Origin of the sequence: Mycobacterium europaeum (genome assembly GCF_034555895.2) — a bacterium.
Taxonomy (GTDB): Bacteria; Actinomycetota; Actinomycetes; order Mycobacteriales; family Mycobacteriaceae; genus Mycobacterium; species Mycobacterium europaeum.
The window spans coordinates 5,316,891-5,339,672 of sequence record NZ_CP157315.1; the positions used below are offsets into that span (position 1 = coordinate 5,316,891).

Below are 22,782 nucleotides of genomic sequence, written 5' to 3' on the forward strand. Positions count from 1 at the left end.
CCGGAACGAACGAAGAAATCTGTGAGGTCGTCTGCGATGGTGCAGTTCGACGGTTTGCGCCCGGCCAGGCTCAAAGTGGGGATCATCTCGGCCGGCCGGGTGGGCACCGCGCTCGGTGTCGCGCTGGAGCGGGCCGACCACGTCGTGGTGGCGTGCAGCGCCATCTCCCACGCGTCCCGGCAGCGGGCGCAGCGCTGGCTGCCCGACACCCCGGTGATGCCGCCGCCCGACGTCGCCGCCGGCGCCGAGCTGCTGGTGCTGGCCGTCCCCGACAACGAACTCCCCGGCCTGGTGTCCGGGTTGGCCGCGACGTCCGCCGTGCGGCCGGGCACGATCGTCGCCCACACCTCCGGCGCCAACGGCGTCGGCATCCTCGCCCCGCTGGCCCAGGACGGTTGCATACCGCTGGCGATCCACCCGGCGATGACGTTCACCGGGTCCGACGAGGACATCAGCAGGCTGCCCGACACCTGCTTCGGCATCACCGCGGCCGACGACGTGGGGTATGCGATCGGGCAGTCGCTCGTCCTGGAGATGGGCGGCGAACCGTTCTGCGTGCGGGAGGAAGCGCGGGTGCTCTACCACGCCGCTCTGGCGCACGCCGGGAACCACCTGGTCACGGTGCTCGCGGACGCGCTCGAGGCGTTGCGCGCCGCGCTGCGCGGCAGCGAACTGCTCGGCCAGGAATCCGTCGACGACTCCCCGGGCGGCATCGCCGAACGCATCGTGGGGCCGCTGGCCCGGGCCGCGCTGGAGAACACCCTGCAACGCGGGCAGGCCGCGCTGACCGGGCCGGTTGCGCGCGGCGACGCGGGCGCGGTCGCCGGGCACCTGGCTGCGCTGAATCGCGTGGACCCGGAACTGGCGCAGGCGTACCGGGTGAACGCCCTGCGGACCGCCCGGCGCGCGCACGCGCCCGCCGACGTCTTCGAGGTGCTGGCGGGATGACACCGGGCAAGCGGCCCGCCTTCAAGGCCGGCGAACTCCACCTGTACTCGCGCCCGCGCGAGGTCACCGACGTCTGCCGCGCGCTGCGGCACACCGGTCGCCGGGTGATGCTGGTCCCCACCATGGGCGCGCTGCACGAGGGGCACCTCACGCTGGTCCGCGCCGCCAAGCGGGTGCCCGGCGCGGTGGTGGTGGTGTCGATCTTCGTCAACCCCCTCCAATTCGGCGCGGGCGAAGACCTGGACGCCTACCCGCGGACGCTGGACGACGACCTGGCGCTGCTGCGCGGCGAAGGCGTCGAAATCGTCTTCGCGCCAACGGCGGCGGCGATGTATCCCAACGGCCTGCGCACCACCGTGCAGCCCGGCCCGCTGGCCGCCGACCTCGAGGGCGGGCAGCGGCCGACCCACTTCGCCGGTGTGCTAACCGTGGTGTGCAAGCTGCTGCAGATCGTGCGTCCCGACCGAGTGTTCTTCGGCGAGAAGGACTATCAGCAACTCGTGCTGATCCGCCAGATGGTCGCCGACCTGAACATCGACGTCGCCGTGGTCGGCGTGCCCACCGTGCGCGAAGCCGACGGGCTGGCCATGTCGTCGCGCAACCGCTACCTCGATCCGGTGCAGCGCGAGGCCGCCGTGGCGGTGTCGGCGGCGCTGACCGCGGCGGCGCACGCCGCCGACGCCGGCCCCCGGGCCGCGCTGGGCGCGGCGCGCGCGGTGCTCGACGCCGTGCCCGAGCTCACGGTCGACTACCTCGAGTTGCGCGACCCCGACCTGGGCCCTTTGGGCGCCAACAGAACCGGCCGGCTGGTCGTCGCCGTCCGGTTGGGCAGCACCAGGCTGCTGGACAACATCGCGATCGAGGTCGAGACTTCGCCGGCACCCGTGGGGCCGGACGGATATCGGGACACCCGTGAATCATCTTGGAGGAATTGATGCTACGGACGATGCTCAAGTCGAAGATTCACCGCGCCACCGTCACGCAGGCTGACCTGCACTACGTCGGCTCGGTGACCATCGACGCCGACCTGATGGACGCTGCGGACCTGCTCGAGGGTGAGCAGGTGACCATCGTCGACATCGACAACGGTGCCCGCCTGGTCACCTATGCGATCACCGGGGAACGCGGCAGTGGTGTGATCGGAATCAACGGCGCGGCAGCACATCTCGTGCATCCCGGCGACCTGGTGATCCTGATCGCATACGGGACCATGGAGGAGGCCGAGGCGCGGGCCTACCGCCCGCGTATCGTGTTCGTCGACGCCGACAACAAGCCGATCGACCTGGGCCACGATCCGGCCTTCGTGCCCGACGACGTATCCGCCGCCGCCGAGCTGTTGGATCCCCGAATCGTTGCGGGGTAACCGTGCTGCTGGCCATCGACGTCCGTAACACCCACACCGTCATGGGGCTGATCTCCGGGTCCAAGGAGCACGCAAAGGTCGTGCAGCAGTGGCGGATTCGGACGGAGTCCGAGGTCACCGCCGACGAGCTGGCCCTGACCATCGACGGCCTGATCGGCGACGACTCCGAGCGGCTCACCGGCGCCGCCGCGCTGTCCACCGTTCCTTCGGTGCTGCACGAGGTGCGGATCATGCTCGACCAGTACTGGCCGTCGGTGCCGCACGTGCTGATCGAGCCGGGTGTGCGCACCGGCATCCCGCTGCTGGTCGACAACCCCAAGGAAGTCGGCGCCGACCGGATCGTCAACTGCCTGGCCGCATTCCACCGCTTCCAAAGCGCCGCGATCGTCATCGACTTCGGATCCTCGATCTGTGTGGACGTCGTGTCGGCCAAGGGCGAATTCCTCGGCGGCGCGATCGCCCCGGGCGTGCAGGTCTCCTCGGACGCCGCTGCGGCCCGCTCCGCCGCGCTGCGCCGGGTGGAACTGTCCCGCCCCCGTTCGGTGGTGGGCAAGAACACCGTCGAATGCATGCAGGCCGGGGCGGTGTTCGGGTTCGCCGGGCTGGTCGACGGCCTGGTCGGACGCATCCGCGAGGACGTCGAGGGCTTCGCCGGCGACGACGTGGCGGTGGTGGCGACGGGACACACGGCACCGTTGCTGCTGCCCGAGCTGCACACGGCCAGCCATTACGACCAGCATCTGACCCTGCACGGACTGCGGCTGGTATTCGAACGCAACCGGGACGCCCAGCGCGGCCGGCTGAAGTCCGCGCGCTGAGCGGGAGAACCGCGTCGAGTGTGCGCCCAGGGCGTCGCGGGTGAACCCTGGCCGGGGCGCGGCCGCAATTTGCGCCCGGGGCGCACACGTAAAGCCCCGAACGCACGCTTGATGCCCGTGACCGGCGGCCATACCAGGTCATTTAAGCTGGCAGCTCGTGAGTGACGCCAGTGAGGATGCCGCAGCAGACCTGCCCGAGCAGTTCCGCATCCGCCGGGACAAGCGCGCTCGCTTGTTGGCGGAGGGCCGCGAACCCTATCCGGTCGCCGTCGAACGCACCCACACCCTGGCGCAGGTGCGCGCCGACCATCCCGATCTGCCGGTCGACACCGCGACCGACGACGTCGTCGGCGTCGCCGGCCGGGTGATCTTCGCGCGCAACTCCGGGAAACTGTGCTTCGCGACGCTGCAGGAGGGCGACGGCACCAGCCTGCAGGTGATGCTCAGCCTCGACAAGGTGGGCCGCGAGTCGCTGGACGCCTGGAAAGCCGACGTCGACCTCGGCGACATCGTCTACGTGCACGGCAACGTGATCAGCTCACGCCGCGGCGAATTGTCCGTCCTGGCCGATTCCTGGCAAATCGCGGCCAAGTCCTTGCGGCCGTTGCCGGTGGCCCACAGGGAGATGAGCGAGGAGGCGCGGGTGCGGCAGCGCTACGTCGACCTCATCGTGCGTCCCCAGGCCCGCACGGTGGCGCGGCAGCGAATCGCCGTGGTCCGCGCGATACGCAACGCGCTCGAACGGCGCGGGTTTCTCGAAGTCGAAACGCCGATGTTGCAGACGCTGGCGGGCGGCGCGGCGGCGCGCCCGTTCGTCACGCATTCCAATGCGCTCGACATGGATCTGTACCTGCGGATCGCACCGGAACTGTTCCTCAAGCGCTGCGTCGTCGGTGGTTTCGACAAGGTCTTCGAAGTAAATCGAGTCTTCCGAAACGAGGGCGCCGATTCCACTCATTCTCCGGAATTCTCCATGCTGGAGACCTACCAGGCGTACGGAACCTATGACGATTCGGAGGTCGTCACGCGGGAGCTTATTCAAGAGGTCGCTGATGAGGCGATCGGAACCAGACAACTACCGCTGCCCGACGGCAGTGTCTACGACATAGACGGAGAATGGGCGTCGATTCAAATGTACCCGTCGCTGTCGGCGGCACTCGGGGAAGAGATCACCCCCGAGACGCAGGCCGACCGCCTGTGGGCGATCGCGGAGCGGCTCGGGGTGGAAATCCCCCGCGACCGGGGTTACGGCCACGGAAAGCTCGTCGAGGAACTCTGGGAGCACGCCGTGGGCAACACGCTGACCGCGCCCACCTTCGTGCGGGATTTTCCGGTCGAGACAACGCCTTTGACGCGTCAGCACCGCAGCATCCCCGGTGTGACGGAAAAGTGGGACCTCTACATCCGCGGGGTCGAACTGGCCACCGGGTACTCCGAATTGAACGACCCGGTCGTGCAGCGGGAGAGATTCGCCGCGCAAGCCCGCGCCGCGGCGGCCGGCGATGACGAAGCCATGGCGCTCGACGAAGACTTTCTCGCCGCGCTCGAGTATGCGATGCCGCCGTGTACGGGAACCGGAATGGGTATCGATCGGTTGTTGATGACTTTGACCGGGCTGTCAATTCGAGAGACAGTTTTGTTCCCGATTGTTCGGCCACACTCCGGCTGAAAAGTGCAACTGTGCGCTTTGCGGCCGGATTGAGTATGCTGCCTTGTTATGGCAGATTGATTGCCCGGGGAGGCGCACCCAATCTGCTCAGCAACTGCTCAGGACGAAATGCGAGGATAAGCCAATGGCGAAAAAAGTGACCGTCACCTTGGTCGATGATTTCGACGGTGCCGGCGCAGCCGATGAAACGGTCGAATTCGGGCTTGACGGGGTGACCTATGAGATTGACCTTTCGTCCAAGAATGCCGCGAAACTCCGCAACGACCTGAAGCAGTGGGTGGAAGCCGGGCGCCGGGTCGGCGGGCGGCGGCGGGGGCGTTCCGGCTCCGGGCGCGGCCGTGGCGCGATCGACCGCGAGCAGAGCGCGGCGATCCGCGAATGGGCCCGCCGCAACGGCCACAACGTGTCGACGCGGGGCCGCATCCCCGCCGACGTCATCGACGCATTCCACGCGGCGACCTGACGAACCTGCAAACCGGCGCCCGGGCCGCAACGGCCTTGGCGCCGGTTTGTCATTTCGCTGGCGGCGAAAGGCCCGCCCGCCGATTGAGGAAACGAATTGGGGCCCGGCCACGTTGCTCCGGTAACGGCGCTGTGATCACAGGGGAGATCGCCCGAAACGGGCGCGCGGGTGTTTCAGCAGTGAGCAACCGCAAGGTTATGCCCCCTGGCAGACCGACCATTACAGTGGATGGAAGGTATGCGATTCCGGTCCCAACAGGGGCCGGTGGGCCGCTAAGAGGCCAGTACCGATGGTGAGGGAGAGCAGGTAACCACCGATGTTTGAACGTTTTACCGACCGTGCCCGCAGGGTCGTCGTCCTGGCGCAGGAAGAGGCCCGGATGCTCAACCACAACTACATCGGCACCGAGCACATCCTGCTGGGTTTGATCCACGAGGGCGAGGGCGTCGCCGCGAAGTCTTTGGAGTCGCTGGGAATCTCGCTCGAGGGCGTGCGCAGCCAGGTCGAGGAGATCATCGGCCAGGGCCAGCAGGCGCCGTCCGGGCACATCCCGTTCACGCCGCGCGCCAAGAAGGTTCTCGAGCTGAGCCTGCGTGAGGCGCTGCAGCTGGGCCACAACTACATCGGCACCGAGCACATCCTGCTCGGCCTCATCCGCGAGGGTGAGGGCGTGGCCGCCCAGGTGCTGGTCAAGCTGGGCGCCGAGCTGACCCGGGTGCGCCAGCAGGTCATCCAGCTGCTCTCCGGCTACCAGGGCAAGGAGGCCGCGGAGGCCGGTACCGGTGGCCGCGGCGGCGAATCGGGCAGCCCGTCGACCTCGTTGGTGCTCGACCAGTTCGGGCGCAACCTGACGGCCGCCGCGATGGAGGGCAAGCTCGACCCGGTCATCGGCCGCGAGAAGGAAATCGAGCGCGTCATGCAGGTGCTGAGCCGGCGCACCAAGAACAACCCGGTGCTGATCGGTGAGCCCGGCGTCGGCAAGACCGCCGTCGTCGAGGGCCTGGCGCAGGCCATCGTGCACGGCCAGGTGCCGGAGACGCTGAAGGACAAGCAGCTCTACACGCTGGACCTCGGCTCGCTGGTCGCCGGCTCGCGCTACCGCGGTGATTTCGAGGAACGCCTGAAGAAGGTGCTCAAGGAGATCAACACGCGCGGCGACATCATCCTGTTCATCGACGAGCTGCACACGCTCGTCGGTGCAGGTGCCGCCGAGGGCGCGATCGACGCCGCGTCGATCCTCAAGCCCAAGCTGGCCCGCGGCGAGCTGCAGACCATCGGCGCCACCACGCTCGACGAGTACCGCAAGTACATCGAGAAGGACGCCGCCCTGGAGCGCCGCTTCCAGCCCGTGCAGGTCGGGGAGCCGACGGTGGAGCACACCATCGAGATCCTCAAGGGGCTGCGCGACCGCTACGAGGCGCACCACCGGGTGTCGATCTCCGATGCGGCGCTGGTGGCCGCCGCCACCCTGGCGGACCGCTACATCAACGACCGGTTCCTGCCGGACAAGGCGATCGACCTGATCGACGAGGCGGGCGCGAGGATGCGGATCCGCCGGATGACCGCTCCGCCAGACCTGCGCGAGTTCGACGAGAAGATCGCCGACGCGCGGCGGGAGAAGGAATCCGCGATCGACGCGCAGGACTTCGAGAAGGCCGCCAGCCTGCGGGACCGGGAGAAGCAGCTGGTCGCTCAGCGGGCCGAGCGCGAAAAGCAGTGGCGCTCGGGAGATCTGGACGTGGTTGCCGAGGTGGACGACGAGCAGATCGCCGAGGTGCTGGGCAACTGGACCGGCATCCCGGTGTTCAAGCTCACCGAGGCCGAGACCACCCGCCTGCTGCGCATGGAGGACGAGCTGCACAAGCGGATCATCGGCCAGGAGGACGCCGTCAAGGCGGTCTCCAAGGCGATCCGCCGCACCCGCGCCGGGTTGAAGGACCCCAAGCGCCCGTCGGGTTCGTTCATCTTCGCCGGCCCGTCCGGCGTCGGTAAGACCGAGCTGTCCAAGGCGCTGGCCAACTTCCTGTTCGGCGACGACGACGCGCTCATCCAGATCGACATGGGCGAGTTCCACGACCGGTTCACCGCGTCGCGCCTGTTCGGCGCCCCGCCGGGATATGTCGGGTACGAGGAGGGCGGCCAGCTCACCGAAAAGGTGCGGCGCAAGCCGTTCTCGGTGGTGTTGTTCGACGAGATCGAGAAGGCCCACCAGGAGATCTACAACAGCCTGTTGCAGGTCCTCGAGGACGGCCGGCTCACCGACGGGCAGGGACGCACGGTGGACTTCAAGAACACCGTGCTGATCTTCACCTCCAACCTCGGGACGTCCGACATCTCCAAGCCGGTCGGCCTGGGCTTCACCCAGGGTGGTGGCGAGAACAACTACGAGCGGATGAAGCAGAAGGTCAACGACGAGCTGAAGAAGCACTTCCGCCCGGAGTTCCTCAACCGCATCGACGACATCATCGTCTTCCACCAGCTGACCAAGGACGAGATCATCAAGATGGTCGACCTGATGATCAGCCGGGTCGCGGGCCAGCTCAAGACCAAGGACATGGCTCTGGAGCTGACCGACAAGGCCAAGGCGCTGCTGGCCAAGCGCGGCTTCGATCCGGTGCTGGGTGCCCGCCCGCTGCGGCGCACCATCCAGCGCGAGATCGAGGACCAGCTCTCGGAGAAGATCCTGTTCGAGGAGGTCGGACCGGGACAGGTCGTCACGGTCGACGTGGACAACTGGGACGGCGAGAGCGCCGGCGAGGACGCGGTGTTCACCTTCACCGGGGCCCGCAAGCCGCCGGCCGAGCCGGACCTGGCGAAGGCCGGGGCGCACGCCGCGCCCGAGACCCCGTAGCGGTCGAACGAAACGGGCGGCGGTTCCGCATGGGACCGCCGCCCGTTTCGCTTGTCCGGCCGCCCGTGGTTTACTGGCGTCTGCCCTGACGAGTAACGGAATCTGGTGAAATTCCAGAACGGTCGCGCCACTGTCCACAGTCAGACCCGAAACTCGTCGCAGCCAACGGGGACGCGTAATCCCCAGAAGGAGCCGACGATGTCCGATCGCCAGCGAGTTGTCCGTGTCCGATCCGTTGACCTGTCGGCGACGAGCGCCGCGCTCTGGTTGACCGCGACCGCCTTCCTGGCGCTGATGGCGCTCTACTTCGTCGGCGTCGAACAGGGCGCCGTGTCGCTGTTCGGCGGCGATTCGCACGTGCACGAATTCCTGCACGACGCGCGGCATCTGCTCGGCTTCCCCTGCCACTGATCGCGTGGAGAAGCGTCTGATCGGGCGCGGCCTGCTGGCGGGTGCAGTCGGCGCGGTGCTGGCATTCGTCTTCGCCCGCCTGTGCGCCGAGCCGGTGATCGGCCGCGCGATCGCTTTCGAGGACGGCCGGGCCGACGCCGAGAACGCCCATGGCGTACACGAGCATGGCGCCGAGTTGTTCAGCCGTGGCGTGCAGTCCAACGCCGGGCTGGGTTTCGGTGTGCTCATCTTCGGTGTCGCGGTCGGCGCGCTGTTCGCCGTGCTGTTCTGCGTGGTCGCGGCGCGGACGAAAGACGTTGGGGTGCGCTCTGTTTCGCTGCTGCTCGCGGCGGCAGCGTTCGTCGCGGTCTACTTGGTGCCGTTCGTGAAGTATCCGCCGAATCCACCGGCGGTGGGGCAGGCGGACACGATCGGGGCGCGCACCGGCTGGTATCTGGTGATGGTGTTGGCCTCGGTGGTGCTGGCCTTCACCGCGGTGTGGCTGGCTCGGCCGCTGACGGCCCGGTTCGGCGCGTGGCACGGGCGGCTGCTGGCGGCCGGCGCATACGTCGCGGCCGTTGCCGTGGTGATGGCGCTGCTTCCGAGCGTCGACGAGACAACCGAACCGCTGCGCGACGCGTCGGGGGCGATCGTCTATCCGGGCTTTCCCGCCGACGTCCTCTACGAATTCAGGCTGCTCTCGCTGGCCACGCAGTTGGTGTTGTGGGTGACCCTCGGCGTGGTGTTCGCGACGCTCGCCGGGCGGCTGCTCGGCGAGCGCACCGGGAGCGGGCGGGCGGCGGGCATCGCGGCGTGACGGACATCGTCCGGCTGACGCTGGTGGCGCACGCGATGACCGACGCGATGGCCGCCGCGCGTTTCCCCGGCGATGAACCGCTCAACGACGTCGGCCGCCGCCAGGCCGAAACCGCCGCTCAATTCCGCTGCGGCGCAATCCATTTCACCGGGCCCGAGCGAAGGGCCCGACAAACGGCGGACTTGCTGGGATTGGAGGCCACCGTGGATCCGCTGCTGGCCGACCTGAATTGCGGTCCCTGGCAGGAAAAGAGGTTGGAGGACGTGCCGCCCGGCGACCTGACGGTCTGGCTGACCGATCCCAGCCGCGCTCCGCACGGCGGTGAGTCGATCATCGAGCTGATGCAGCGGGTGGCCCGGTGGCTGAACTCGGTGACCGAGAACGCGGCGGCCGCCGTCGCGGTCACGCACCCCGCGGTGATCCGGGCGGCGATCCTGCTGGCGCTCGACATCCCCGCGAAATCGTTCTGGCGGATGGACATTGCGCCGGTCAGTCGCACCGCTCTGCATTACCGCGGCGGCTGTTGGACGCTGCGCTGGTAGCCGCGTATCGGCGCGCGAACGCGCCGGCTATTCGGGAGCGCCGTCGACGATGCGGATGCCGGTGATGATCTCCGGTCGGATCGCGATCATGGTGTCCATGGTCATGTTCACCCACGGGTGTAGGAGTTGTTCGTAGCGCGAGAGCTGCTGGGGGTCGGTGATCGTGGTCGCCCACCCGGTGACCGCCACGCTCCAGCCCGCCCGCCGCTCGGGGTCGAGGCGGTCGACTTCATACGCCATCACCACACCGGCGTCAGCGCCGGATCGCACCACGGTGGAGACCTTCGCCGCCAGGCGGGTGCGCACGATGATCCGCCCGTCGTCGACGAGGTGGTTGACCAGGCGGATCGTGGGCAGCGCCTTGTCGTTGAACACCACCCGCCCATGGTCGATGCTGGCCAGCAGCCGCATCGCCTCGAATTCGTCGAGTTGGACCACCTCGCGGCGCGGCGCCAGCGCTGCCGAGTCCCCGATCACCGCGCGCCGCCGCGTGCGTGACCGGTGGGGTCGAGAACATCACGAGACGCAGCCGCCTTCAGTTGCCGTCGATCATGGCCAATCTGTCCAGACAACCGCACTACCTCATTCCGTTCCGACCTCGACTCTGGCAAGTTCTGCAGTCTCGTCTGGCCGCGGACCCGTCGGAAGGGCCAAAAGTCCCGGGCGGTGTGTGGTGTGCGTCACTTGGCAGCCCGTCGGCTCAACCGGCCGACCATCCGGGCTCAGGCGACGACGAAGTTGCTCAGCTCCGGAAGCTCCGCCAGATTCCACTTCTTGATGCGGTCGGAGATCGCGCCCCGCAGCGTGTCCTGGCCGAAGATGCCGCTGTCGGCGACGTTGCGGACCTTGCCTTCGTACGCCTCGATGTCCGCCCCGACCACCTCCAGCTCGAGCGCGCGGGCGACGATCGCCGCTATCGTCGCGGCGGGCACGATGCGCAAGCAGGCCCGGACGATCTCGGCGAAGAACGTCTCGTGGCGTTCGTCGTCGGCGGCGATGACCTCGACAAGGCGGCGCAGCACGGGTTCGTCGATCCGCGCAGCCAGCCGCCGCAGGAACACCGCGTGCGCGCTTTCGCGCAGCGCCATCAACACCATGGCCTCCACCTGGGTGTGGTCATCGGCGTCCAGGCCTTTCGCCACATGCTCGACGCGGACGATCTCGCTGGCGATCGGGTCGATCTGGCGGGTCAGTACGAGGTTTTGCCGCAGGGCGAACGCGTGCAAGTTCTCGTCGGCCGCCCACCGGCCAACCCACTTGCCCCACCAGCCCGTCAGGAGGAAGTGCTCCGCCAGCCGGTGGTGCTGGCCCACCAACGCGTCCTTGGTGATCAGCATGATCTCCGCCGCGTCGACGACGTGATCCGGAAGCGTGACCTGAGCTGGATCCCAATCCCGGCCACCCAGGGACGCGAAGTTCTCACCTCGATCGAATGGCACATGGTCGTGCGGGTACCAGGGGGTGGCCGCCTCGATGTGGCGGGAGTAGGTTTCGCTGACGACCGGTTCGAGTTCGAGCATCAACGGTGATGCGACGCGTTCTTGTGGCATGCGGCCAAACTAGACCTCGTCACCACCGTCCCGAACGCCGCCCGGCGGGCGTTGTGTGGTGAGGGCTATCGCGGTGCGATGAGCGCGAAGGCCTGCTGGGCGATCTTCAGCATCCACCCCGTCACGGTCGGCCCGTGGTCGCGCGGCCAGTTGAGCTGGAAGCTGACCACGTACGGCTGCTGCGTCCTGTCGACGGCGTACCAACTGAAGGTCAGATCACCCGGCAGGCCACCGGCTTTCGCGCCGATGTACGGCCAGACGTTGCGGTCCAGCTGGATGCCCGACACCGCGGAGAGGATCTGTTTGACCGGTGCCGCCTTGCCCACGGCGTCGGCCTGCAGGGTCGTATGGATCCGGCAGATGTCCTCGGCGTTGCCATACCACTCCGCGCCGTACGACGACGCCGGAGTGTGGGCGCGCGTCGGATCCGGTTCGTAGGGAGTGTCGTTGGCCTGGGTCAGCAGTCGGGCACGGACCTGCGGTGAACCGTGCTGCCACTGCTCGCGCAGATCGGGCTTGCCCCAGCCCACCGAGAACAGCTCGTACATCGTGGGGAACGGCGTCATGCTGGCCGGGTCGTGGTGGCCGGCCGTGGCGAGCGCTTGCTCGATGGCGTGGGTGCCCAGCTTCCCGATCAGCAGGTCGGTCGCCATGTTGTCGCTCGTCGCGATCATCTTCTCGGCGGCCGTCCGGACCGAGACATGCGCTCCGGCAGGCAAAGCCAATCCGGACGAGCCCACCGCCCGGCTCTTGTCGGTGACGGTCAGCTGATCGTCCCAGGAGACCGTGCCGGCGCGGATCGCGCCGGCGACGGCGTGCAGCACGTACAACTTGAAAATCGATGCCAGCGGCAAGGATTCACCGGTGTTGGTGCCCGCGACCGGGTCGCAGTGCCCGTCGTCGACCTTGGCGACCTGGTAGGAGTAGCGGGCGCCGGTCTTGCTCAACACCGCGTCGATGTCGTGCCACGAGTTGATCTTCGGCGATTGCGTCTCGAGCTCGAATCGATCGACCCACCCACCGTCGTCGGTGTGGATGCGGATGTCTTGGCGCGCACCGTAGGACGACGTCAGGTGCAAGGTGGCCACGCTGGCGCCCAGATCCACGCCGTCGAGGGTGAACGGGCGGTCCCACCACAGTGACTCCATGGTGGTCTGCACCGGCTTGACCATGTCCGGTGTGGCCAGGGTGCCGACGCCGACCGGGCCGATGGGCCAGTCCGAGTTGAGCATGTCCAGCGTCTGCTGGGCCCGGATGCCCGGCGGTGTGCGGACATCGATCTGGCGGCCGGGGTTGGCCGCGTTCGCCTGCGGAGAGGGAGAGGGCGCGCAACCGGGCGCGCACATCACTACGAGTGCGGCGGCGGCGCTCAACGCCACCGCGCGGCGCCGGGCCCAGAACCCGCTAGCCAGCCTGCTTGTTGCCGGCAACGTCCATCACAACCTCGAATTCCAGCAACGATGCCCCGGTCGCGACCGGGTTCGCCCGCTCACCGGCATGGGCCGCGATGGCAGGCCCTTGCGCCCACGCCTGAAACGCGTCCTCGGACTCCCATTGCGTCACGACGAAGTAGCGGTTCTCGCCCTTGATCGGGCGGAGCAGCTGAAACCCGAGGAAGCCGGGCTGGTTGTCGACCGCGTGCGCCCGGTGTGCGAACCGCTTCTCCAGCTCGGGGCCGGCGTCGGGGGGTACTTCGATTGCGTTGATCTTCACCACTGGCGGCATGCCGCTAGGCTACCCTCTCGCCCGGCCTGTCCAACTGCAGGGCGGGGCACGCAGGATGGTGACATGCCCGGTGATCTGCTCACTTGCCGCGGGGGGCAAGGCGCGCCGTTGGTGCTGGTGCACGGCCTGATGGGGCGTGGCACCACCTGGTCCCGGCAGTTGCCCTGGCTGACCCGCCTGGGCGCCGTGTACACCTACGACGCGTTGTGGCACCGGGGCCGCGGCGTCGACGACCCGCACCCGATCAGCACCGAGCGGTTCGTGGCCGACCTGGCCGACGCAGTGAGCACGCTCGAGGCGCCGGTCACGCTTCTCGGCCATTCGATGGGCGCCCTGCACGCGTGGTGTCTGGCCGCGCAGCATCCCGAACTGGTGTCCGCGCTGGTACTCGAGGACATGGCCCCGGACTTCCGCGGCCGCACCACCGGCCCGTGGGAGCCGTGGTTGCACGCGCTTCCGGTCGAGTTCGACTCCGCGGAGCGGGTGATCGAGGAGTTCGGGCCCGTCGCGGGGCGCTACTTCCTGGAGGCCTTCGACCGCACCGCCACCGGTTGGCGCCTGCACGGTCACCCCGCGCGGTGGATCGAGATCGCCGCCGAATGGGGCACCCGCGACTTCTGGGAGCAGTGGCGGGCGGTGCGGGCCCCCGCGCTGCTCATCGAGGCGGGCGACTCGGTCACCCCTGCTGGCCAGATGCGTGAGATGGCCGAAACCGGTTCTTCGACAACCTATTTGCGGGTGCAGCCGGCCGGTCATCTGATCCACGACGACGCGCCGCGGGATTATCGCCGGGCGGTCGAGTCATTCTTCGCGACGTTGTCCGACTGACGGAGTCCGCGGCGCCCACGACAAATCCGCTGACGAATTAACGAACTTCGTTACGCGAATCCGAGTGTAGTACGATGGTCGGGTGAACGTTGCCCGGAATCGAACTTCGGCGGCGCAGACCGCAGCCGAAGGTTCCGAGCGCACCTGGACGTTCCTGACCAACCACGCACACGTGTTGCTCTGTGTGTCCAGCGGCGAGCCGTTGACGGCCCGGGAGTTGGCGTTGCGCATCGGCATCACGGAGCGCTCGGTGCAGGCGATCCTGACCGATTTGACGGACGAGGGCTATTTGACCAAGTCGAAGGTGGGCCGTCGCAACGTCTATGAGCTGAATCCGGAGGGGAAGCTGCGCCACCCCCTCGAAGCGAGCCATTCGGTGGGCGAGCTCATCGCAGCCCTGTCGTGATGGTCGTCGCCCGCCGGCATCCCGCCGTCCAGCGCCCGGCACACGGCGTGGCCGTGTTCGACGACCGACGGTATGCCGTCGTGGGCGGGGAAGCCCGCCCGGGCGAGCGCCGCCGGGAACTGGTCGTCCTGGCCGGCGGCGTTGCCCGTCGGGGGTGGTGAGACCGCGGCACCGCGGGGCCGTTACACGCGCTCGAGCAACGGTGACTCGGTTTCGGAAACGGCGCCCAGCGTCGCGCAGACGCGAAGCCGACCGTCGGTGCGATCGCCGACGAGACACACGATCGCTGTGTGTCCGCTGTCGACGGCCTTGGCGATCATCGGCGACTTGTGCAGCAACGTGACGCCGGTCTGCACCACGTGCGCAGCCGAAAGGTCTTCGGCCTCAACGATGCTCGCGTCGAGCCGGGTGAGCGAAGATACCGCCTGCTCGACGACCGCACGAGCCGCTCCTTCGGGGAAGGCAACGTTATGCCACGCCTTGAGCGCGGTATGCATCGCGGCGCAGCCGGGATGGCCGAGGACCACGATCAGCGGTGTCTTGAGTGTGTCGACGGCGTACTCGAGCGTGGCCAACACGCCGGTGTCGACGACGTGTCCCCAGGTGCTGACGTCGATGAGCGAACCGCGGCGCTGGTCGAGCAACACCTCGCTCGCCATGTCGGAATCGGCGCAGCGGAATACCACCGCGATGGGCGAGCGGTCGGTTGCGGCGAGCCCGTGCCTGGACTGCAACGTGGCGGAAAAGCGCCGATGGCCCGCTTGCAGTTCTTGCCAGGCGGCTGAGGGGTTGGACATGGTGACTTCCTTTCTTCGAGGGTTTAGCCGAAGTACTCGGGTCGGCTGACGTAGGTGTCGGTGACGAACATGACACCGGGCGAGTCGTCAAGCAGGCGGCGCAGTCCCGCGATCAGTGCCTCGGATTTGGTTTCCGGGACGACGGTGATGAGCAGCTCCAGGGCCGCCTGTTGGTTGAAGAGCAGCCGGCCTTGGTGGTACCCACCGTGACCGAGGCCCGAGACACCGGACACGCTGGTGAAACCGGTTGCCCCGGCGCCGCGGAACTGCTCGCGCACCGCGGGTGCGTTTTCTCCGGAAACGACGACTTCGATCTTGGTCATCTTGGTCAGTCCGTTCACCGACATGGGGTTACCTCCTCTTCGATGGGGTGATGGGGTGCGGCGGCGTCCCAGGCCCGCCAGCCGCCGCGGGTCCAGCGTTGCCAGGGCTGGTCCGGGTGCTCACGTGCTGCCAGGCAGACCCAGTCGTTTCCGAAGAGATGCTGTAGCAATGGGTTTCGCTGGACCACCAGGTCGATGCGTCGTAGCGGTGCCTGGACGATGGTCAGCAGGCGCATCGGTTCGTGCCCGAAAGACCGGCCGTCGGTGAGCGACTGACGAGGCAGGCCCAGCCGCAGGTCGCCGCCGTGGCCGGCGAGCACCCCCACGCCGCCGACGACGTTGTGGACGGTCTTGGTTCCCGCACCGAACATCTCCGGCGCCACCGTCGAGAAGTAGTACTGGCAGTTGATCCATTGAGCCACCACCATCGGGGCGGTCAGGATGGTTTCCAGTGCGCTGCCCTCCGGGTCGACGTCGGACTCGTAGGAGTGCAGGAAGACCCTTCGTTGCAAATCGATTCCGCGCGTGACGGCGCGGGGCGCGACGATGAAAGCCGCGTTGCCGGCCAGCCCCCACTCGGGAAAGACCTGTGCCCAGTCGGCGGACCTGTTGGCGACGTGGCGCGAGGCACGCGCCGGGTGGGCCGCCGGGGGGCCGCCGGGAAGACCCGGGCTGCGCTCGGCGGCCAGTTCGGCGCCGGCTATCCGGAGATCGTCGATGAGCCGGCGCACGTGGCCGCGATGGGTGGCCGGAATCAGGTGCTCGTCCAAGACGGTGACCCGATCGGTCGCGGTGTCGTGTTGGGCGGCGACGAACCAGGTGTCGCCCGGGATGGTGATGCCCAGGTCGCCCAATTCGCGCCGGACATCGGCGTCGTTGAGGATCGCCGCGGCGGCGCGGGCGTTCGGTCCGCCGGCTTGTCCGCCGCAGGCTCCGCAGTCAAGCGCCGCCTGATACGGGTTGTTTTCCGTGACGCTGCCGTGTCCGCAGAGGACGACCAGAGGCGCGAATTCGTCGGTGAGGCCCATGGTGGTCAGCGCCACCTGTGCATAGAGGGTTCGACGGGCAAGCTCGGTCGCGTCGTTGATCGACAGCACCGTCGGGGCCGGGGGCGCCAATCGGTCGCGCAGCCACCGCCGCAGTGCGGCACTGCCTTTCGGGCTCAGTGTCTTGGCCGCTGCCCACGGACCGGTGGCCCAGCCCGCGGCTTCGGCTAGCGCGAACGGCGCGAGTAGAGCCTGCTTGGCGGCGTGGAAGGCCGCCTCGGCGCCGGCCATCGTGATGCTGCCGGCGCGCAGACGGCGCGCGGCGACGGCGGCCCCGGGCGCCGGGCTTTCGGCGACTTCATGCTCCGGGCTGATCAGCACCGGGCACAGATCGTTGGGCGCCCCGCCGAGCAGGCCGGTGAACCGGATGGCCACCGCGAAGAAGCCGGCGAAGCCGAAGGTTTGGTATCCGCCAAGGGATTCGATATGGCGGCGCAGGCCCTCGGACCGGGTGTCGATGCAGCACACGAGTTGGGTTTGGGGGCGGCCACCGCCTGGCTCCGGCGTGGGTTGCGTCAGCGCTCGCAGCAGCGCGTCGCGAAAGTTCCCCTCGTAAGCCTGCTGCCAGATCATGGGCCGCGCGGTCACCGGCAACGCCGACAACACCCGCGCGGCCGCGCCCAGATCGCGGTCGTGCACAGCGTCGAGCTCCCATGCCAGGGCCAGCGCGGCGGCTCGTTCGCGGGCCGAGGGAATGCTCGAGGCGACGTCGCGAGCCGCGTCGCCCTGCGGTGAACTGTTGTCGGACAGCAACACCGCCTCGTACGTAAGGCGCATGGCGAGGTAATCGAGGAGGTCCACACCGGTCGTGCGCTCCGCGGCCCAACGGATGTGGGCGGCCCAGCCGGGAAGGCGGGTCAGGTGCGCCTGCAAGTAGGTGATCCGTTCGTCGTCGGTCACCCCCAACCGCTGCAGGGCCTGGAGCGCGGCGTCATCGGAGCGGCTGGGCACCCCTCGCAGCGCGGCGCGTGCCCTGCGGCTCAACGTGTGGTCGCCGGCGGCCAGCGCCCGCCAAGCGTGGTAGAAGCCCTCGTGCCGGTGCGGCATCGGCCAGCCCGCCGAAGAGGAGCCGAAGAAGGCTGCACACCATTTGGCGGCTTGCGCGTCGACCTGCTGGGCGACCCGGGGCGCCGCCTGCTCGCTGCGGGTCGTGTTGCGCCGCGACGGCTCAGGGGCGGTGCTTCCGTTGAGCAGGTCGCCGCGCAGCACTTCGAAAGGCGTTACCACGCGCGGGCCCATTCGAACGGGCTCCCCGTCGAGCAGCGCCGGATACCGCTGCCGCAGCGCCGATTCCAGGTCGGTGTCGGTGATCCGTCCACGGCGGTAGAGGTCGCGATAGGCCGTCTCGGCCAGCAGACCTCGGATGCCGTAGAGGTCTCCGGCACGCCGGACCGCCTGCTCGAAGGGCATCGACTCCAGACCGGCCAGCGGGTTGACCGCGATGAACGTCTCGAGGGGGTAGTGCGTCGGTATCACCCGGGCGGCCAGGTTCACCTCGCTGCGCAGCTGCGCGCGGCGGGTATCGATCGTGATGTGGTCAGCCACCGTGGTCACTGGAGCGCTCCTGTCAGCTGGTTGGTCAGGGGAGGGGTGGTCGGCACGGGTCGCGGGCTGGTCACTGGGATGTGGCCGGCGACGAGCGCTTTCGTGTAGATGGCGCGCTGCAGGCTACCGACCCGGCCATCCGGCGGTGCCTGGCGCAGCAGGGCTAGTGCGCCCAGGATTGCGGCCACCGCGACGATGCCCGGCGACGACGCGGCGGGTACGGCGACCGGGGGCAGGTCGGGAGCCAGGAAGCCGGTCACCGTGTTGACCAGCGCCACATATCCGAGTGCCACCGCGAGCAGTGCCACGGCGCCGGTGAGGGCAGCCCGCGGGCTCGGATTGCGCGCCAGCCAGCCCGCCAGCGCCGCCGCGGCGGTCGCCCAGGTGAAGACCAGCAGCGCCGCTGCCGAGCCGTGCTCGGCGGTGGGCACTCGCACGATGCGGCTGGCGACGTAGAGCGCGGCGGCGGCCAGCAGCATCGCCGCGAAGTGGATCGCCGCCCAGCGGGCGGGGCTCGGGGCGGGCGCGGTTGGGCGAGCGGCCTTTTGGCGACGTTTGGCTATCGCCGAGCCTGACGACAGGAACATGGAGGCCTTGTAGAAGCCGTGGCCCACCAGGTGGAATACCGCGGCCGCGGACAATCCCAGCCCGCAGGCCAGCACCATGAAGCCCATCTGGGCCATCGTTGAATACACCAACGATCCCTTGATGTCTGCTTTGGTGAGCATCACGACCCCGCCGTAGACCACGCTCAGCGTGCCGGCGGCGAACGCCAGGCCCATGGCGAAGCCGGATCCGCTGACCACCGGGCTCAGCCGCACCAACAGCACCCCGCCGGCGTTGACCACGCCGGCGTGCAGCAGCGCGGAAACGGGGGTGGGTGCGGCGAGGGTCGCGGGCAGCCAGCGGTGGAACGGGATCTGGGCCGATCGTGACAGCGCGGCCACCACGATCAGGCCGGCTGCCGCCGGGAGGACCGGTGATGAGTGCCCGAAGCCGTTGTGTCCCAAAGTGGACAGCTGGACGTTGCCCCGTTGCGCGGTGAGTAGTCCGACCGCCGACCACAGGGCGAGATCGCCCAACACGAACGCCGTCGCGGTCCGTCGGACACCGTCGCGGGCGGCGGGCAACTCCCAGTAGGTGGCCAGCAGCAGGCACAGCGCGGTGCCGGCCAGGGTCCAGCAGACGGCCAGTCCGATGAGAGTCCCGGAGGTCATCAACCCGGCGGAGGCGGCAGTGAGCAGGCCGGTTCCGGCGGTGAACCATCCCGCGCGCCCGTCGCAGGCGAGGTAGCGCAGCGCGAAAATCTGGACGACCGTGCTCACCCCGTACACCAGCACCAGCAGCAGTGCGCTGAGCCGGTTGGCGTCCAGCTGCGCGATCACGGTGCCGTCGGCCGAGTTCAGGCCGGCCGAGACCGGGCCGTGGACCGTTGCGCAGAGGCCCAGCAGGACCGCGCCGGCGAAACCTGCGCCCGCGGTTGAGGCGCCCAGGCGGCCCGCCAATCGCGGGTACTGCGAGCCGGCCAGCAGTGCGCCCGCTGAAGCGAACAAGGGCAGCGCCAGAACACCGATGAGGACGGCGCTCGCCGGCCCGCCGGTTCCCGCCACCGATAGGGAGCTGTACATGCGATGCAAGTTACGCGAGATCAAAGACAGGTGTCAATCTTCATGAAATAAAATTCATACAAAGCGATGTCGCGGCGCGGAAGGGTCGACGATTTCGCCGCGATGTGCGCGATGTCATATCCCGCGGAGCCGACGCGCCCTCGCGGCGATTTACCAGCTCATCGGGGCTATCGGACCGGTAGGTCGACGTCGCACCGGTAGGCGGCGGCTGACATATCTGATAAATTCTTCAATCGTTCAAGCGTAGAAAATTTGTAGTCTTCAGGAGCCGGATGGTGACCGAGCCGCTGTACAAGCTCAAGGCGGAGTTCTTCAAGACGCTGGGGCATCCCGCGCGGATCAGGATTCTGGAGCTGCTGGTGGGGGGCGACAAGTCGGTGGCCGAGCTGCTGCCCGAGGTCGGGCTCGAAGCGTCCAACCTGTCCCAGCAGCTCGGCGTCCTGCGCCGGGCCGGTGTGGTCGACGCGCTGCGGGAGGGCAACACGATGATCTACTCGATCGCGTCGCCCGATATCGCCGAACTGTTGATGGTGGCGCGCAAGGTTCTCACCGGGGTGCTCAGCGACCGCGTGGCGATGCTGGAGGGCCTGCGGACCGGCGGTGCGGAGTAGCGCACATGGGCTGGGTCAGCAAAGCCTTCAAGGCCGGGCGGATCGCCGAACCGGCACCACCCGCCCCGGAGCCGGTGACCGATCCGCCTGCCGGGCTGCGGGGTTCGCTTCAGATCCGGCACGTCGACGCGGGGTCCTGCAACGGGTGCGAGGTGGAGATCTCGGGCGCGTTCGGGCCGGTCTATGACGCCGAGCGGTTCGGCGCCCGGTTGGTGGCCTCACCGCGCCACGCGGATGCGCTGCTGGTGACCGGTGTCGTGACGCACAACATGTCCGGTCCGTTGCGCAGCACTATCGAGGCCACGCCGTTGCCGCGCCGGGTGATCGCGTGCGGGGATTGCGCCATCAACCGGGGGGTTTTCGCAGACGCCTACGGCGTGGCGGGCGCGGTCGGGGAGCTGGTGGAGGTCGACGTGGAAATCCCGGGCTGCCCGCCGTCGCCGAGCGAGATCGTCGCGGCTCTGCGGTCGGTGACCGGCAAGTGACCGCGGTGTTGGCGGACCGCATGGTGCCCGCTCCAGAGCTGTTGCGCCGCAACGCCTTCCCGCCGATCTGCGCGGGCACGCTGACCGCCCTGCTCGGTGTCGGCGGGGTGTGGGCCGGCGCGCTGGGAATGTTCGGTCCGGCGCGCGCGGTCCGCATCGGGTGGCTGCTTCCGTTGGCGGGCGTCGAGCTGAGCCTCGATCCGCTGGGCGGATTCTTCATGGCGCTCACGGGGGCGGTCGCAATCGTGGCCGGGCTGTACACGATCGGGTATGCCCGGCGCGAGCAGTTGGGGCCCGTCACCCTGGCGGTGCTCCCGGCCTTCGTCGCGGCCATGCTCCTGGTGCCCGCGGCGGCCTCGGTCACCACCTTCCTGCTGGTGTGGGAGTCGATGGCGGTCGCGTCGTTGGTGTTGGTGCTCGCCCACCACACCCACCCGGCGGTCCGCTCCGCCGCGCTGGTGTACGCGGTGATGACCCAGTTGGGCTTCGTGGCAATCCTGATCGGCCTGATGGTGCTCTCGGCTGCCGGTGCGGCGGACCGGTTCGCCGACTTGCACCGGATACCCCCCGGCGCGTGCACCGCGGTGTTCCTGTTGACGCTGGCGGGCTTCGGTTCGAAGGCCGGGCTGGTGCCGCTGCACGCGTGGCTGCCGCGCGCCCACCCGGAGGCGCCGAGCCCGGTGTCGGCACTGATGAGTGCCGCGATGGTGAACCTCGGCGTCTACGGCATCTGCCGCGTCGATCTGCAACTGCTCGGTCCCGGCCCGCGCTGGTGGGGGCTGACCATGATGGTCGTCGGCGGGTTGTCGGCGCTCTACGGGGTGGTGCAGGCCTCGGTGGCCACCGATCTCAAACGGCTGCTGGCCTATTCGACGACCGAGAACCTCGGCTTGATCACGCTGGCGCTGGGCGCCGCGACGCTGTTCGCGGCCGCCGGCGCGAACGGCCCGGCGACGATCGCGGCGGCCGCCGCGATGCTGCACCTCGTCGCGCACGCGGCGTTCAAGAGCCTCGGATTCCTCGCCGCGGGTTCGGTGCTGGCCGCGACCGGGCTGCGCGACCTGGACCGGCTGGGCGGCCTGGCCCGGCGGATGCCGGCGACGACAATCCTGTTCGGGGTGGCCGCGCTGGGGGCATCGGGACTGCCGCTGGGCGCCGGGTTCGTCAGCGAGTGGCTGCTGCTGCAGTCGCTGATCCACGCCGCTCGACAGCATTCCGCCGTACTGGCGTTGACCACGCCGCTGGCGGTCGGCGCGGTAGCGCTCACCACGGGTCTGGGTGTGGCGGCAATGGTCAAGGCGTTCGGGATCGGATTCTTGGCGCGGCCGCGCTCGGAGGAGGCCGCGCAGGCTCGGGAGTCGCCGCGCACCATGCTGGCCGGGATGGCGGTCGCGGCGGCGGCCTGCCTGGTGCTGGCGGTGGCACCCTCGGCCGTCGGGCCCGCGCTGCGCCGGGCGATCGCGGCGCTCCCCGCGGCCGATTCGGTGCGATTCACCGGCATCGGGGCCGTGGTGCGGCTGCCCGGCCCCCCGGGCTCGATCGCGCCCGGGGTGATCGCGGCGGGTGTCGTGCTGGCCACCCTGACCGCGGCCCTGCTGGGCCGTTGGCGCTCTGGGCGTCGCCCGGCACCCGCAGCGCCGCCGCTATGGGCTTGCGGCGCAGAGGATCTCACGCCGCGAATGCAATACACCGCCACGTCGTTCGCCGAGCCGCTGCAACGAATCTTCGACGACGTGCTGCGCCCCGACACCGACGTCGAAGTCACGCACACCGCCGAGTCACGTTATCTGGCCGACAAGATCACCTACCGCAGCAGAATCGCCGACGCGATCGAGGAACGCTGCTATCCGCCGGTGATCCGCGCGGTCGCGGCCGCAGCCGGACTGGTGCGCCGCGCCCACCCGGGCAGCGTGCACCTGTATCTGGCCTACGGTGCGCTCGGTGTGCTGATCGTCTTGGTGGCCGCCCGATGAACGC

23 protein-coding genes are annotated in these 22,782 nt (G+C 68.9%); 15 read left to right on the top strand and 8 right to left on the bottom strand.

Annotated features, from left to right (window positions below; translation table 11 throughout):
• Positions 1-36 precede the first annotated feature (36 nt).
• The 10 genes from U8D42_RS24630 (at position 37) to U8D42_RS24675 (ending at position 9,861) form a co-directional block, all read left to right on the top strand.
• Positions 37-948 (top strand): Rossmann-like and DUF2520 domain-containing protein, encoded by a 912-nt coding sequence (locus U8D42_RS24630; protein ID WP_322860534.1) that lies wholly within the window; start codon positions 37-39, stop codon positions 946-948.
• Positions 945-1,883 carry a pantoate--beta-alanine ligase gene (gene panC / locus U8D42_RS24635; protein ID WP_322860374.1) on the top strand — a complete coding sequence of 313 codons (939 nt, stop codon included), beginning with the start codon at positions 945-947 and terminating at the stop codon, positions 1,881-1,883. The genes U8D42_RS24630 and panC overlap by 4 nt, the downstream gene beginning before the upstream one ends.
• Complete coding sequence (gene panD / locus U8D42_RS24640) at positions 1,883-2,311, top strand: aspartate 1-decarboxylase (RefSeq protein WP_090418759.1); 429 nt, start codon at positions 1,883-1,885, stop codon at positions 2,309-2,311. The genes panC and panD overlap by 1 nt, the downstream gene beginning before the upstream one ends.
• Positions 2,312-2,313: 2 nt before the next feature.
• Entirely contained in the window at positions 2,314-3,129 is an 816-nt protein-coding gene (locus U8D42_RS24645; protein ID WP_322860375.1) for a type III pantothenate kinase, read from the top strand.
• A 157-nt stretch (positions 3,130-3,286) separates the two neighbouring features.
• Positions 3,287-4,798 carry a lysine--tRNA ligase gene (gene lysS, locus U8D42_RS24650; protein ID WP_322860376.1) on the top strand — a complete coding sequence of 504 codons (1,512 nt, stop codon included), beginning with the start codon at positions 3,287-3,289 and terminating at the stop codon, positions 4,796-4,798.
• A 124-nt stretch (positions 4,799-4,922) separates the two neighbouring features.
• Entirely contained in the window at positions 4,923-5,261 is a 339-nt protein-coding gene (lsr2, locus tag U8D42_RS24655; protein ID WP_003875617.1) for a histone-like nucleoid-structuring protein Lsr2, read from the top strand.
• Positions 5,262-5,577: 316 nt separating this feature from the next.
• Positions 5,578-8,112 (top strand): ATP-dependent protease ATP-binding subunit ClpC, encoded by a 2,535-nt coding sequence (gene clpC1 / locus U8D42_RS24660; RefSeq protein WP_322860377.1) that lies wholly within the window; start codon positions 5,578-5,580, stop codon positions 8,110-8,112.
• 198 nt (positions 8,113-8,310) lie between these two features.
• Positions 8,311-8,523 carry a CbtB domain-containing protein gene (locus U8D42_RS24665; protein ID WP_322860378.1) on the top strand — a complete coding sequence of 71 codons (213 nt, stop codon included), beginning with the start codon at positions 8,311-8,313 and terminating at the stop codon, positions 8,521-8,523.
• Positions 8,524-8,527: 4 nt separating this feature from the next.
• On the top strand, positions 8,528-9,319 hold the full coding sequence (locus U8D42_RS24670; protein WP_322860379.1) for a CbtA family protein: 792 nt from the start codon (positions 8,528-8,530) through the stop codon (positions 9,317-9,319).
• Positions 9,316-9,861: a histidine phosphatase family protein gene (locus tag U8D42_RS24675; RefSeq protein WP_322860380.1), complete on the top strand. Its 546-nt coding sequence runs from the start codon at positions 9,316-9,318 to the stop codon at positions 9,859-9,861. The genes U8D42_RS24670 and U8D42_RS24675 overlap by 4 nt, the downstream gene beginning before the upstream one ends.
• Before the next feature lie 27 nt (positions 9,862-9,888).
• Here U8D42_RS24675 and U8D42_RS24680 read toward each other — a convergent pair whose 3' ends face one another.
• The 4 genes from U8D42_RS24680 to mhuD form a co-directional block, all read right to left on the bottom strand.
• Complete coding sequence (locus tag U8D42_RS24680) at positions 9,889-10,335, bottom strand: pyridoxamine 5'-phosphate oxidase family protein (protein WP_431523892.1); 447 nt, start codon at positions 10,333-10,335, stop codon at positions 9,889-9,891.
• Positions 10,336-10,583: 248 nt separating this feature from the next.
• Entirely contained in the window at positions 10,584-11,411 is an 828-nt protein-coding gene (locus tag U8D42_RS24685; protein ID WP_322860381.1) for an acyl-ACP desaturase, read from the bottom strand.
• Between the two features lie 65 nt (positions 11,412-11,476).
• On the bottom strand, positions 11,477-12,841 hold the full coding sequence (locus tag U8D42_RS24690) for a serine hydrolase (protein WP_322860382.1): 1,365 nt from the start codon (positions 12,839-12,841) through the stop codon (positions 11,477-11,479).
• Complete coding sequence (gene mhuD, locus U8D42_RS24695) at positions 12,816-13,136, bottom strand: mycobilin-forming heme oxygenase MhuD (RefSeq protein ID WP_322860383.1); 321 nt, start codon at positions 13,134-13,136, stop codon at positions 12,816-12,818. Before mhuD ends, U8D42_RS24690 begins: the two co-directional genes overlap by 26 nt.
• Before the next feature lie 63 nt (positions 13,137-13,199).
• Between mhuD and U8D42_RS24700 the strand changes: the two genes are divergently transcribed.
• Positions 13,200-13,964, top strand: coding sequence for an alpha/beta fold hydrolase (locus U8D42_RS24700; RefSeq protein ID WP_322860384.1), 765 nt, complete (start codon positions 13,200-13,202; stop codon positions 13,962-13,964).
• 82 nt (positions 13,965-14,046) lie between these two features.
• Entirely contained in the window at positions 14,047-14,370 is a 324-nt protein-coding gene (locus U8D42_RS24705) for a helix-turn-helix transcriptional regulator (protein WP_322860385.1), read from the top strand.
• Between the two features lie 182 nt (positions 14,371-14,552).
• Here the strand turns inward: U8D42_RS24705 and U8D42_RS24715 are convergent, their stop codons facing one another.
• Genes U8D42_RS24715 through U8D42_RS24730 form a run of 4 tightly spaced genes read right to left on the bottom strand, consistent with a single transcriptional unit; the run spans position 14,553 to position 19,709 of the window.
• Positions 14,553-15,167: a carbonic anhydrase gene (locus tag U8D42_RS24715; protein WP_322860387.1), complete on the bottom strand. Its 615-nt coding sequence runs from the start codon at positions 15,165-15,167 to the stop codon at positions 14,553-14,555.
• A gap of 23 nt (positions 15,168-15,190) precedes the next feature.
• Positions 15,191-15,514, bottom strand: coding sequence for a P-II family nitrogen regulator (locus U8D42_RS24720; RefSeq protein ID WP_322860388.1), 324 nt, complete (start codon positions 15,512-15,514; stop codon positions 15,191-15,193).
• Entirely contained in the window at positions 15,505-18,090 is a 2,586-nt protein-coding gene (locus U8D42_RS24725; RefSeq protein ID WP_322860389.1) for a DUF2309 domain-containing protein, read from the bottom strand. Before U8D42_RS24725 ends, U8D42_RS24720 begins: the two co-directional genes overlap by 10 nt.
• Positions 18,087-19,709: a proton-conducting transporter membrane subunit gene (locus U8D42_RS24730; protein ID WP_322860390.1), complete on the bottom strand. Its 1,623-nt coding sequence runs from the start codon at positions 19,707-19,709 to the stop codon at positions 18,087-18,089. Before U8D42_RS24730 ends, U8D42_RS24725 begins: the two co-directional genes overlap by 4 nt.
• Positions 19,710-19,981: 272 nt before the next feature.
• Between U8D42_RS24730 and U8D42_RS24735 the strand changes: the two genes are divergently transcribed.
• The 3 genes from U8D42_RS24735 to U8D42_RS24745 are packed head-to-tail and all read left to right on the top strand — an operon-like array spanning position 19,982 to position 22,778.
• Positions 19,982-20,320 carry an ArsR/SmtB family transcription factor gene (locus U8D42_RS24735; RefSeq protein ID WP_322860391.1) on the top strand — a complete coding sequence of 113 codons (339 nt, stop codon included), beginning with the start codon at positions 19,982-19,984 and terminating at the stop codon, positions 20,318-20,320.
• 5 nt (positions 20,321-20,325) lie between these two features.
• Positions 20,326-20,805 carry an NADH-quinone oxidoreductase subunit B family protein gene (locus U8D42_RS24740; protein WP_322860392.1) on the top strand — a complete coding sequence of 160 codons (480 nt, stop codon included), beginning with the start codon at positions 20,326-20,328 and terminating at the stop codon, positions 20,803-20,805.
• The gene (locus U8D42_RS24745) at positions 20,802-22,778 is read left to right on the top strand and encodes a proton-conducting transporter membrane subunit (protein WP_431523812.1); all 1,977 of its coding nucleotides are present in this window, start codon (positions 20,802-20,804) and stop codon (positions 22,776-22,778) included. Before U8D42_RS24740 ends, U8D42_RS24745 begins: the two co-directional genes overlap by 4 nt.
• The last annotated feature ends 4 nt before the right edge of the window (positions 22,779-22,782 follow it).